General features: G+C 34.6%; 7 protein-coding genes. All 7 read left to right on the top strand.

What is annotated here, in order from left to right; translation table 11 throughout:
• The first annotated feature begins 10 nt into the window (after window positions 1–10).
• The 7 genes from ACYQ5R_RS07985 to ACYQ5R_RS07955 all read left to right on the top strand — a co-directional run bounded on the left by ACYQ5R_RS07985 (window position 11) and on the right by ACYQ5R_RS07955 (window position 12,215).
• On the top strand, window positions 11–2,083 hold the full coding sequence (locus ACYQ5R_RS07985) for a hypothetical protein (protein ID WP_460190394.1): 2,073 nt from the start codon (window positions 11–13) through the stop codon (window positions 2,081–2,083).
• Window positions 2,084–2,086: 3 nt separating this feature from the next.
• Window positions 2,087–5,317 (top strand): T9SS type A sorting domain-containing protein, encoded by a 3,231-nt coding sequence (locus ACYQ5R_RS07980; protein ID WP_460190393.1) that lies wholly within the window; start codon window positions 2,087–2,089, stop codon window positions 5,315–5,317.
• A 31-nt stretch (window positions 5,318–5,348) separates the two neighbouring features.
• The gene (locus ACYQ5R_RS07975) at window positions 5,349–6,734 is read left to right on the top strand and encodes a sulfatase-like hydrolase/transferase (RefSeq protein WP_460190392.1); all 1,386 of its coding nucleotides are present in this window, start codon (window positions 5,349–5,351) and stop codon (window positions 6,732–6,734) included.
• A 47-nt stretch (window positions 6,735–6,781) separates the two neighbouring features.
• Entirely contained in the window at window positions 6,782–7,756 is a 975-nt protein-coding gene (locus ACYQ5R_RS07970; RefSeq protein WP_460190391.1) for an alpha/beta hydrolase, read from the top strand.
• A gap of 13 nt (window positions 7,757–7,769) precedes the next feature.
• On the top strand, window positions 7,770–8,648 hold the full coding sequence (locus tag ACYQ5R_RS07965; protein WP_460190390.1) for an alpha/beta hydrolase fold domain-containing protein: 879 nt from the start codon (window positions 7,770–7,772) through the stop codon (window positions 8,646–8,648).
• Between the two features lie 6 nt (window positions 8,649–8,654).
• Window positions 8,655–10,079, top strand: a complete 1,425-nt coding sequence (locus ACYQ5R_RS07960) for a sulfatase-like hydrolase/transferase (protein WP_460190389.1) — start codon at window positions 8,655–8,657, stop codon at window positions 10,077–10,079.
• 69 nt (window positions 10,080–10,148) lie between these two features.
• The gene (locus tag ACYQ5R_RS07955) at window positions 10,149–12,215 is read left to right on the top strand and encodes a sialate O-acetylesterase (protein ID WP_460190388.1); all 2,067 of its coding nucleotides are present in this window, start codon (window positions 10,149–10,151) and stop codon (window positions 12,213–12,215) included.
• The last annotated feature ends 128 nt before the right edge of the window (window positions 12,216–12,343 follow it).

The raw sequence follows: 12,343 nt of genomic DNA, 5'->3' as shown, positions 1-12,343 counted from the left end.
AATATCGTCAATGAAAAACATTCCCCTTTTATTACTGCTATTTATAGCACCTCTTCTTTTTGCACAAGAAATTAAAAGTGAGTTACTAGAAGAATTAAAAAGTACCAATATTGCTCAAATAAAAAGTAACAATTTACAAGTATCGAACGTCCAAAATGGTATTCAGGTCTTATTAGAGGCAGGTCAAAAAGGAAGTATTACTATAAAACCAAAAAATACTTATTGGGATTTAACCCAATGGGTGTTTTTGAGTTTAGAATTAGAGAATCTTAACAATGAAAAAGTCAGATTTGATCCGATCATTTTATACGATAACCCAAGACGTAAAAACAGCAATCATAGTGTCAAAAATAAGCATATCGGATTTTTAAAACCTCAAGAAAATCTAGTTTTCAATTGTGTGCTAATTCGTGATAAAATTAATATTGAAGACTACCCTCAAGCTAAAGACTTTCCGCAAATGAAAGGAATGCCAAATGGTATAATTCTAAATTTTGACGGTATTGATGCAAAGCATATAAAAGGAATCCAAATAGTATTTCCCGCTCAAGAATCTGAGCGCAAAATAGTTTTAAAACGATTGTTTAAAAATCGAAAAGGGACCTCTAATTTATACACCAATAATCGATCTGAGTTTTTCCCTTTTATAAATAAATACGGACAATACAAGCATGCAAACTGGGATGGTAAAATTACAGATGATAGTCAATTTAAAGTCGCCTTTAAAAAAGAAGCTGCGGATTTAAAAGCGCATACAGGCTCCCTAGAATGGAATAAATACGGAGGATTTAAAAGTGGTCCTCAATTTGAAGCAACCGGAAATTTTAGAACAGAAAAAATAGAAGGAAAATGGTGGATTATTGACCCAGAAGGATATTTATTTTGGTCAACAGGTGTGAATGGCGCTGGTAAACTAGAAGTAGCAACACCTTATAATAAGAGAGAACATTTCTTTGAAAGTATCCCTAAAAATGATCCTGCGTCTAAAAAATTTTTTAAAAAGAACTCATACTATTTTGGATTACAAAACCTTTATAAAAAATACGGTAGCAATGCAGAAGAAAAATACATGCCCGTGACCTTAGATCGAATGAAAAGTTGGGGATTGAATACGCTAGGTGGATGGTCTAACGAGGCGGTTGCAAAACAACCAAAAGAAAAAAAACTGCCCTACACCGTTTACATAAATGCAATGTATCCTGCCATTAATGAAAAATTTCCAGATGTTTTTGACCCTAAATGGGAAGCAGATGTTGAGAAAAAAGTAAAGACAAAATCGGAATTTGTGAAGAATGACCCCTACTTCTTTGGCTTCTTTATTAACAATGAAATTCATTGGGGCAATCCATTCAGTTTGGCTCAGAACACCTTGGAGAAAGGTCCTAAAACAATTGGTAAAAAAGTGTACATCGAGTTACTTAAAAAAGAATTGGGTAGCATAGATGCATTCAATGTAAAAACAGGTGGCGACTTTAAGAGTTGGGACGACCTGTTACAGACCAATGTTCATAAAAATGACATTAAATTAAGTGGCGTAAAAAAATTAAATGAAATGCACTATCAGAATATGGTCAAAACCTATTTTGAGATTACTAAAAAGTTGATAGAGAGGCATGCTCCTGGTAAAATGTATATTGGCTGCAGATGGCACGGGAATCATAAAAATAAAATTAACGTCTCAATTGCTGCTAAATATTTAGACATTCTTTCTTTTAATGCATATGAAAATGAAATTGAATTTTATCCATATCCTCAAAAAGGAATAGATAAACCTTTTATAGTTTCAGAATTTAATTTTGGAGCTTTAGATACTGGAAAATTCTTTACCGGACTTGGTTATGCCTCAAGTCAAAGAAATCGTGGAGAGAAATATGTAAACTTTGTAGAGGGCGCTCTACGAAATCCAAGATGTGTTGGTGCCCATTGGTTTATGTGGGCAAACTCTACAACTGCTGGAAGAGGAAATGGAGAAAATGCCAATTGTGGATTGGTAGATATGACCGATCAAATTCATTATGAACTTATAGACTATATGAGAGAAATGAATTATAGGATATACGATTATAGACTTTATAAAAACTAGCGTATGAATAAATCTACCCTACAACTCTTAGTTCTTGTTTTATTGGTATACCAAGTTGCGCAAAGTCAATCTATAAACGCTTTTCAACCATACAATACTCAAGGCGATAACATGATGCATATTTGCACTGCCGATTTTGATGGTGTAGGCAAAAAAGATTTTATTGTCGGAATGACTACTAATGGAAAAGTAATTGCTTTTAATAGACCAGATTTAATCTCAAACCCTGCTTCAGACAATCGCCTCTGGGAATATCAACCTCCAACCTCAATTGGTATTAGAGTAATTACAGGTGAAGTAATAAGCAGTAGCACTGGAGATGAAGTTCTAGTACCGGGTACAGATGGGCATCTGAGAATTCTATCGTCTCAAGGTAATTTGCTGTTGGATATTGAAGTGAGCACTGGGGCTTTATATTCTGCTACTGTCGGAATCGGTGCTGGAGGTCAACCTATTATTGCCACTTCAGGAGTAGATGGTCTTGTATATTTTTTTGATAATACAGGAAATGAATTATCAACTTTTAGACCGAAAACAAAAAAACCACAAGGAGTTGCAGGAGTTATTAGACATGTAGTAGCAGGTGATTTTGATGGGAATGGAGTTGATGAAGTTATTTCGTTCGTAAATAATCGAAATTTTAGAGGACACTGCTTTTTTGATTTAACTGACTTATCCACTTTTCAACGCCCTTCCTATTGGAATGGTATTACCTCTTTCAACGAAGATGATGTTGCGAATGGTATGGGGTATACAGATAAACAAGCTCCACATGCATTTGATATGGATGGTGATGGAGACGATGAATTGGTAGGACATTGGGGAGTACTTCATCCTGAAGACGGTCCAAACACACAACTCTTATCTACTATGCTTTCTAGTAATGAAAAGATAAGCCTAAGTACCTATGCTAATTATGCACAGCAATACTTGATTGCAAATAATGGTTTCAGAGCAGGTGATAAAGAAAAACTTACCAATACTGGCAAATATTTAATGCAACACGGTATTCCAGGCGATTTTGACAACGACGGAAAACCAGAACTATTTACAGTTTATGGCGATGATTTATTTATATCAGATTATGAGCCACCTACAAAAGCACTTAATATTTCAGATTATTCATGGGTTCATTCTGATTATCATTTTTCAGATGCGGCACGATTAGAAAGCAGAACAGGAGCTGCAGATAAACTCGTAATTACAGGACCAATCAATGGCGATGACCACTTTTATGTTATAGATATTACAGATAGTAATTGGCGTACTGATGGACGTATAATTGACAATCAAGGTACCTTTGGAGAAATCAATCAAAATTTAGACAATCTATCCAATGCCATTGATAACTTTACAGGAAATTCTGCAACGGCAGCCGACGAACCGATATCATTTATACATTATTTTGCAAGTTGGTTAGGTTGGGAAATGACGCCCGCAAATTGTGCTATAAGGGCTCAGGGAGTGCTAGATGCGCAGCAAGATTGGTTAGATAAAATTGGAGGGCAAGTAAATTATGATCCTACCCGTATTCGTATGGTGGCAGAAATTAGTGCCACCGTGTTTGGAGTTAGTAGTGACGGTACCGACCCAGATATTACTCCTGAAGGTATGGTAGAATATTGTCGTGCTCTCGCACAAAGAGGAGTATATTTTAGCCTTAAAATTGGTCATGGGTCACGTCAGTATATCACTCCAGAAAACTTAGCAGATTGTTTTGAGGCTTCGGTAGTAGATGGCGTAAATTATATGATGACCAGAACTCGAGAATTGTCACATCATAGTTATTTTGACACTTACATACCGCACATGGATGCACTATTAGATCGAGCAACAACAATAGGTGCAATCCCTCCGAAAGTAATGATGTGTGCTAAAGGAGCAATGTTCTCAACTTGGACTCAACAACAGACCGATGAATATTTTCCTAAATACACAGAAATGATAGTACCGGGTGTAGAAAATTCAAATGTAAATGTTCAAGATTGGAGTATTGCCGAACGTGTTGGTATGTGGATGAATGGAGATGTAAAAGATTGGGGTTGCAACATTATTGGAGATGATTTAACTCCAAATCGTGTAGCCGAATGGGGTGGCATGCGAAATGCACATGTTATTTTAAGAAAAATGTTGAATGCGTATGCTTTAGGTGCAAGATATTTTAGAGTTACCTCTGTTACTTCAAAAGAAAATCCATTATTTGTACGAGGTGATGTTACAAACCCCGATCTAGAATGGACGCAAGCATATGAAAAAGGGTTTTTAAATTTTTTAAAAATAGCAGAAAACGGTTTATACCCTAATGCCCTTAGTGTAGACAAGATAAAGGGAATTTCTCCAGTATCTGTGGCCTTATATAACAGAGTGGATAGGCTTACAGAACAATCAATAAAACACGACTACTACTTGTATTATCCGAGTAATCCTAATAACGTATTAGGTCAATTCTCTTGTTGGAATGCATATGAAAATGTCTCAGAAACAGATGTTTCTTCATATATCTGGGGAGCTAAACGTAGGTTTGACAATATTATGCCTACTTCTCCTGGTGGGTTTGTTACAATCATTCCAAATAGGTCATCTTCAGAAGTTCTAGATAACGATTGGTGTAATAAATCATATCAAACCAATGGAGATAGCTGGGTAAGTGGTGGCAAAAGTCAAATTGTACTCGATTTACTCACAGAGCGACAAAACCTCGATTTTTTTGTCGATGGAGAATGCGTTTGGCAGGTAGCCCAAGATAAAGATGATCCATTCACTTATTTCGTATTTCTAACAGGCAATAATGTACTTTCTCCCATTCAACGTTCAGTGAGATTAAAACTTGGAAACAATCTTTCGGGTATAAGCACTGTATTCGATCAATTAAATGGTGGAGGTTCAATTGGTGTATTATCTTCTACCGACGATGAAGTACTTATCACAATACCAAAAGGGACTGCTCGATTTTTACGCATTCAAGTTCAAGAATCATTAAGTGTAAATGAATCCGAACAAAAATTCATGGCTGTATATCCAAATCCTTCATCAGAAAGTTTTACCATTGATTTGATTGACAACACAAACAAAACAACTATTTCTATATACAACAGTTTAGGCACTCTAATCAACCAAGACATTATTACAACTTCTAAAAAGGTAATTAATGTACATTCTTGGGCTTCTGGTATTTATTTTGTAAAGGCTCAAGTAAAAGATAATTTCCAAACCATAAAAATTGTCGTGAATTAAACTATTTAATAAAAACTTAAACAAACCTTTTATGAAAGTTAAATTAGTCATACTTATACTTCTTATGTCATCTGGTTTGATGATCGCTCAAAGTAAAGAACAGAAACCAAACTTTATAATTATTCTAGCCGACGATTTGGGCTATGCCGATGTTGGTTTTACAGGTAGTAAACAAATCAAAACACCGCATATAGATGCTATTGCTAAAGATGGGGTGGTATTTACAGATGGTTACGTTTCGGCTCCTGTTTGTTCGCCGTCACGAGCAGGTTTAATCACAGGTAGAAACCAAGTAAACTTTGGTTACGACAACAATTTAAGTACACCTTTAAAACAATTTAATGCAGCCTATTCTGGTCTGCCTGTTGAAGAAAAAACAATTGCTGATAGATTAGGTGATTTAGGATATGTAAACGGTATTGTAGGAAAATGGCATTTAGGAGAAGACGAACAATTTCATCCTTTAAATAGAGGTTTTGATGAGTTTTGGGGCTATTTAGCAGGCGGACACAACTACTTTGCTGAAAATACTTCTAACAAAAAATACAACCGTCCTATTATTTCAAATTATAAAACACCACAACCAATCACGTATCTTACAGATGACAAAGGTGATGAGTGTGTTGATTTTATTAAAAGACACAAGAACGAACCATTCTTTTTATACGCATCTTTTAATGCACCGCATGCACCAATGCAAGCCACTAAAGAAGACCTAAAATTGTATAGTCATATTGAAGATGAAAAACGACGCACCTATGCTGCAATGGTACATCGACTTGATGTGAATATTGGGCGTATGGTAAAAGAATTAAAAGATCAAGATATTTATGATAATACCGTAATTGTATTTTTTAGTGACAATGGAGGGCCAGATACCAATAATGGATCAATTAATGCTCCATATAATGGTCGAAAAGGAATACTGTTAGAAGGGGGGATTCGAGTACCGTTTGTGATTTCTTATCCCAAAAAATTAAAAAGTGGTGTGTACAATAAAGCCATCACTGCCTTAGACCTCGCTCCTACTTTTGTATCCTTGGCGGGTGGAGAAATAAACGATAAAGATGCGTTTGATGGTGTTAATATATTTCCATTTATCACTAATGAAATTAAAGGTCATCCACATGAAACACTCATGTGGCGTTTTACTATTAGTGCTGGTATGCGAAAAGGAAATTGGAAATTGGTTCGCTTACCAGACCGCATGCCAATGTTATTTAATTTAGACACAGATCCATCTGAACAAAAAAATGTGGCTCAAGAAAATTGGGATTTAGTACAGTCGATGCTAAAAGAATTAGGAGATTGGGATGTATCTGCTCCACACATACTATTCTTAGAAGGTGCCAAATGGAGAAGAGATCAATTAAACTTGTACGACAAGGACTATCAATTAGAGCAGCCCAAAGAATAATAATGTTGCTAATTAAGTTAAAAAACCTGAATTCAGATTATTGAAATATGAAAAACATCCTTCTTTTACTTGTTGTTTTATTTAATTTTTCATTAGTAGCTCAACAAAACAAGACTCCAATTATAAAGGAAAATGCTAGCTATCAAGTTCAATATACTTCGGGAGTTGTTTATGGTAAAGGCCTAACACATGAAACACTCAATAGCGAGAAGGCCTCTAAAATGGACTTACTGTTAGATATCTATCAACCTGAAAGTAGAGAGTATAATCGTCCTGCATTGGTATTGATTCATGGAGGTGGATTTAAAGGTGGAAGTAGACAAACCAACCATTTTAAACAAATGGGGAATTATTTCGCATCTCGTGGTTGGGTGGTTTTTTCAATTTCTTATCGCTTATTAAAACACAAAGGTACTGTTCCTGAAGAATGGAAACAGTTTGGAGAAGAAGTTCAAGGGCAAAGTCCTAAAAGAAAAGCACAAATAATGGCCATATATCCAGCACTAAGAGATGCCAAAGCCGCAATGCGTTGGATAGCAGCAAATGCTAATGAATTTGGCATAAACATGGATTACTTAACGGTATTAGGAAGCTCTGCTGGTGCATTTTCTGCAATAGGGATTGGAGTTAGCAACACAGACGCCTTTACTAATGAAATCAGTGCAAATACAGATCCTACTTTAAAGACTACTAATTTAGAACACACCTTTAAAGTACGAAATCTAATAGACCTCTGGGGAGGTATGGCTGCTCTTGAAATTCATCATCGTTTATATGGCACCAATCAGCTAGATTCCTCAGCACCACCCATTATGATTGTTCATGGAACCAAAGATCCAACAGTAGAATTTTCAGAGGCAACTAAAATAAAATCTGCTTATGAAAAAGCTGAAGTGCCTTGTGAACTGATTGCGCTAGAGGGAATTGGACATGGTGCTTGGAATACTAATTTTAATGGTAAGAACTTAACAGAGTTATGCTATGATTATATGATTGAACAGCAAAAACTGATTGTTGAATAATAATACAAACTCTATGAGAAAAATTCTGTTGTTTAGTTTTCTGTTGGTGCTTTTCTGTATTCAAACTGGAATGACTCAACAAAAGAACGGGCGACCTCCAGTTAAGGAACCTAATATCCCAGAAGGAATAAACTATCAAGTAAAACATTACCGAGAAGGTAATTTTCAAAGAGCTTCAGAAATAGACATTGCCTTTAAAGATGATGGTTTAAAAGATAAACCGGTTGTTGTATTTATTCATGGAGGTGGATGGACCAAAGGCGATAACGACCAAGTCTCTTGGTTGATGTTTCAAGCCACTAAACAAGGTTTTGTTGGTGTTAGTATATCTTATAGATTAATTCAAGAAGCTCCTTTTCCTGCTTGTATAGAAGATGTTAAACAGGCCATTCGCTATTTAAAATCTTTAGAAAATGAAATCCCGATGGACTCAGATAGAATTGGTGTTTGGGGCTACAGTGCAGGAGCGCATTTAGCATTAATGATTGCCCTTACTCCAGATGAAGCATTTAAAACAGATGTTTATTCCAATTACACATCCAATATTAAAACTGTCATGGCGGTTTCAGCTCCTACAGATTTTGTTGCGCGTGTAAAAAATAGAGGATCCTTAACTCAGTTTAGCAAATATCAAAATAAAGATGAATCATTTCAAAAAAGTGTTTCCCCTGTAACTTATATACACAAAAACCAAATTCCTGTGTATATGCTTCATGGCACCGAAGACCCAATTGTAATGCCCTATCATTACAAGAATTTTGAAAAAGAATGCCAAGAAAATCGGGTATCTAATTTTAAGCTATATGAATTTGAAAAAGCTGGACATATGTTTTACTTCAAACAAAAAGAAAAGGTTCAACCCATTTTTCAAGAATTTTTAAAAAGTATTTAGCCCCCTATGAAAAGAGAATGTATATTAATTGTATTAAGTTTTGTTATATGTTTTATTGTAAAGAGTTGTAGTAAAAACACTGTACAAACTCAAACAAAACCAAATATAATTCTCATTGTCTCGGATGATCAAGGGATATCTGATACTGGGTTTAGTGGATCTAGAGATATTCAAACACCAAATATTGACCGCATTGCATCTGATGGAATAGCATTTTCACAAGGTTATGTTACTCATTCATACTGCAGTCCGTCTAGAGCCGGAATTATGACAGGGCGCTATCAACAACGATTCGGACATGAAAACAATCCACCTTATGAACCTAAAAACACTCAAATTGGTTTACCTCTTAATGAAACTTTGATATCAAATGTTCTTCAAGAAAACGGTTATAAAACTGGAGCTGTTGGAAAATGGCATTTAGGATATACAAAAGACCACCTTCCTTTGCAACGTGGATTTGATTACTGGTATGGATTTTCTGGAGGAGCCCGAAGCTATTGGTCTTTAGATAATAAAGATGAAACACCTAATCAACGCACACTTTTTGAGAATGAGACCCCTGTTGCAGAAAATAAAATTAACTATTTGACAAACGATTTAACTGAGAAAGCTCTGGATTTTATAAAACAATCAAAAGACAATCCGTTTTTTTTGTATTTAGCTTATAATGCACCACATACACCTTTGCATGCTACTAAAGAGCAACTAGATAAAACACGTTATTTAGAACGCGGAGAACGCAGTGTTTATGCAGCTATGATTGGAGCAATGGATGAAGGAATTGGCAAAATAAACTCTCTTTTATCTCATCTCAATATAAAAGATAATACACTGGTTATATTCATCAGTGATAATGGTGGTGTAACAGCTGATTTTGCCAATAACACACCTTATAGAGGTTATAAAGGAATGTTATTTGAAGGAGGTATTCGAGTGCCATTTTGCGCATCATGGCCACAGGTTTTACCTGCAAAAAAGGTGTATAGCAAAATGGTAAGTTCATTAGACATATTTCCAACCATTTTAGCAGCTACCAACATAGAAACTGATCTGAGATTTGATGGCAAAAATTTATTACCCTATCTAATAAATAACAACGCTTCGGCCCCACATCAAGAATTATATTGGCGCACTGCAGGAGGTGAATCATATGCTATTAGAAAAAATAATTACAAGCTAACTAAAAGAATGTATAGTGATGATATGCTTTTGTTTGATATAGAAAATGACCCTATGGAAATCATAAATTTAGCAACTCAAAATCCTGAATTAGTAAAAAAAATGAATGAATCTTATAAGGCGTGGGAGTTAAATATGATTAAACCTTTATGGACAAAAGATGGCCATAGACCCAAGACAAAAGAGCGTCTTGATATGTATAATAGTATTCGTGAAAAAGCTAGTAATTACATTATTAAAAATGAGTAAATAACTATTCTATTTTAAAACCAAATGATTCTATTAAATGAAAATAATCTAACAAAGTAATCTATTAATATGAATTCTAACGCGTTCTTTATATCGTTTGTTGCATTTATTTTATTGGCAAACTCAATGAAAGCAGAAATTATTATTTATGAAAATAATTATGAAAATTATGAGCAAGGAACTGATATAACTTCTTTAAATTATCTCGTAGAAAACGCAGTCATTTCTGTGCAACAGGATGTCAATGCACATGATGGCACAAAGTACTTAAAATCAGATAATACTTCCAATAATCTATATTTTAAACGTGAATTCACTCTAGAGGTAGGCAAAACTTATGAATGGCAAATAACAACAAAAATAACCAATGGTGTAAAACATAGAATTCGTGTAGTCAGCTTATCTGGCCATGAATATGCATTAGAAGAACGTTACAATAATACTTGGTTAACAACGGTTATTAGATTTACTGTTATAGACGAACACGAGAGTTTATATCTACAAATTTACCGATGGGCGAAAGAAGAACTCTCAATAGATGGTTTTAAATTAATTGATACCGAAGAAACAGAGGTAAGTGAAACTACCGTTCCATCCATATTTGCAAACAATATGGTATTACAACGTAATTCATCTGTTAAAATTTGGGGGAAAGATGGTGCTGGTGTAGCTGTAAATTTAAACTCAACATGGGGAGGTAATGCAAATACAATAGCTGATGAAAATGGTAACTGGAGTACTCATTTATCGACACCTGCTGCAGGAGGTCCTTTCTCAGTAACTATTCAAGGAACAAGTGAAATTACTTTAAACAATGTTATGATTGGTGAAGTTTGGCTTACTGCAGGGCAATCTAATATGCAGTGGAGAATGAATCAATCTCAGACAGTTAATGGCGCTGTAGACGATATCAATGATTCTAACAATACGAATATTCGATATTTTGGAGTGGGTAAAGATACTTCATTAGACCAACTAGATGATGTTAGTGGACGATGGAAAGTATCTAGTCCTTCAGCCTGTCCTTCCTTTAGTGCAGTTTCATATTACTTTGCAGAAATGTTACAAGATAGTATTCAAATACCAATTGGTATAATATGTGCTGCTTATGGAAGTGCAAATATTGAATCATTCATTGATCGTGAGACTATAGAAAATTTTGATTTTGTAACCATACCAAATACCTTATTGGAGACACCTCAAAAAACTCCGACTGCAGTTTATAATGCAATGATTCATCCAATTATCAAATACAAGATAAAAGGTGCTTTATGGTATCAAGGAGAGGCGAACAGAGGATTCCCCGACGAATATGCCCAATTATTACCGGCAATGGTAGAATCATGGAGGACAAAAAATGATCAACCAAATTTTCCATTTTATTTAGCTCAGATAGCTCCTTTTGACACTCAAGAGAATAATTTTGATTTTTGGCAAATGCAACTAAACTTGTCAGAAACTATGATTAATTCAGGTCTTGCCTCTTCGCTTGACATCAATGAATGCAATAACATACATCCTCTTGAGAAGAAAAAAGTGGGGCAACGCCTAGCACTTTGGGCTTTATCTAACAACTATGGATTCACCAATATAATACCCTCTAGCCCTTTGTGTATTGGGTTTGAAAAAGAAAATCAGAGTTTAAAATTACATTTTGAAAATGTTGGATCCGGACTTAATTCAGAGTCTCAGTCTTTAACACATTTTGAAATAGCCGGCAGTAATGGAATATACTATCAAGCAGATGCTATTTTAAATGAAGATAATACAATCGAAATAAGTAGCGTTCATGTTTCACAACCTATGAAAGCACGCTATCTTTATGGTAATTGTCTCACTCCCACCTTATTCTCTGCAGACGGACTTCCCGCACTAATGTTTGAAACAGATTATTCACTCGAACCTTTAAATATTGATGAAAAAAATGAAAAAATATTTAAATTATATCCCAATCCGGCTAGTAATAAACTTCTCATTCAAAGTCAAAAGCAATTTAAACAGATTGAAATTTATAATTTAAATGGACAAATTGTGATGAAAACTCACGGTAATGAAGAAATAAATATATCTGCACTAAAACCTGGTCTCTATATTGTGAAAATAGACAATTATTACTCAAAGTTTATTAAAAATTAATTTAGAAAATTATGAATTATATAGTCTCAAAAATGAAATTTACGAATCTAAAAAAGAATACTTTTCATCTCTATTTAATTTGGATTTAATAATAAACTAATTTTTGAAGATACAACATAGCAAAATAA

It is taken from the genome of Urechidicola sp. KH5 (genome assembly GCF_054661455.1).
This window is presented reverse-complemented; position numbering and strand designations above follow the sequence as displayed.

Excerpts from the sequence above, each read along its gene's own strand:
- ACYQ5R_RS07965 (WP_460190390.1), top strand. The coding sequence starts at position 7,770 with ATGAGAAAAATTCTGTTGTTTAGTTTTCTGTTGGTGCTTTTCTGTATT.
- ACYQ5R_RS07980 (WP_460190393.1), top strand. The coding sequence starts at position 2,087 with ATGAATAAATCTACCCTACAACTCTTAGTTCTTGTTTTATTGGTATAC.
- ACYQ5R_RS07970 (WP_460190391.1), top strand. The coding sequence starts at position 6,782 with ATGAAAAACATCCTTCTTTTACTTGTTGTTTTATTTAATTTTTCATTA.
- ACYQ5R_RS07975 (WP_460190392.1), top strand. The coding sequence starts at position 5,349 with ATGAAAGTTAAATTAGTCATACTTATACTTCTTATGTCATCTGGTTTG.
- ACYQ5R_RS07955 (WP_460190388.1), top strand. The coding sequence starts at position 10,149 with ATGAATTCTAACGCGTTCTTTATATCGTTTGTTGCATTTATTTTATTG.
- ACYQ5R_RS07985 (WP_460190394.1), top strand. The coding sequence starts at position 11 with ATGAAAAACATTCCCCTTTTATTACTGCTATTTATAGCACCTCTTCTT.
- ACYQ5R_RS07960 (WP_460190389.1), top strand. The coding sequence starts at position 8,655 with ATGAAAAGAGAATGTATATTAATTGTATTAAGTTTTGTTATATGTTTT.